Genomic DNA, 608 nt, shown 5'->3' with positions numbered 1-608 from the left:
CGATGCCATCCTGCCGTGGGACCGGGCTGCGGTGGACGCCACGACGGACATCCGGGTGGCGCTGCGCCTCGCCGGGACGCCGATCGGCCCGAACGACACGGCCATTGCCGGGCACGCCATCGCGGCCGGCGCAGTCCTGGTGACGAACAATGTGAGAGAGTTTGAGCGGGTGCCGGGTCTGGTTCTGGAAGACTGGGTTAAGTAACGTAGTCAGGCCGCTATCCATCGGCCTGACAGTTTCGCTGCGATGTTATTTGTATTCCTTTTCACCGTTACTGAATGGCTCTACACGGATACGTGTTCTCTCATGTGTGAGTTTTGGCGGCCTGATGAATTTAGATATCCCCAGCTGGACGGCCAGAGTCCACATTTCGTCTGAATAAACGATACTGCGGTGATGCTTCTCAATGAGGAAAGCGTCATAATCATGATGACGGAACGTCTGTAACACCGACCTGACAAATGCCTGTGATGCCCAGCCTTCTTTCAGGCACTGGATGGCTTTGTTGAATAAATCAGATTTCGGGTAAGTCTCCCCCGTAGCGGGTTGTGTTTTCAGGCAATACGCACGCTTTCAGGCATACCTGCTTTCGTCATTTTGTTCAGCG

1 pseudogene is annotated in these 608 nt (G+C 54.9%); it reads left to right on the top strand.

Annotated elements, in window-relative coordinates:
* A pseudogene (locus ACLH1I_RS26625) lies at positions 1-205 on the top strand (VapC toxin family PIN domain ribonuclease); the annotation flags it as partial.
* Between the last annotated feature and the right edge of the window lie 403 nt (positions 206-608).

Source organism: Klebsiella sp. 1SOBk10mer (assembly GCF_046602535.1).
In the GTDB taxonomy this organism is placed as follows: Bacteria; Pseudomonadota; Gammaproteobacteria; order Enterobacterales; family Enterobacteriaceae; genus Klebsiella; species Klebsiella quasipneumoniae.
This window is presented reverse-complemented; position numbering and strand designations above follow the sequence as displayed.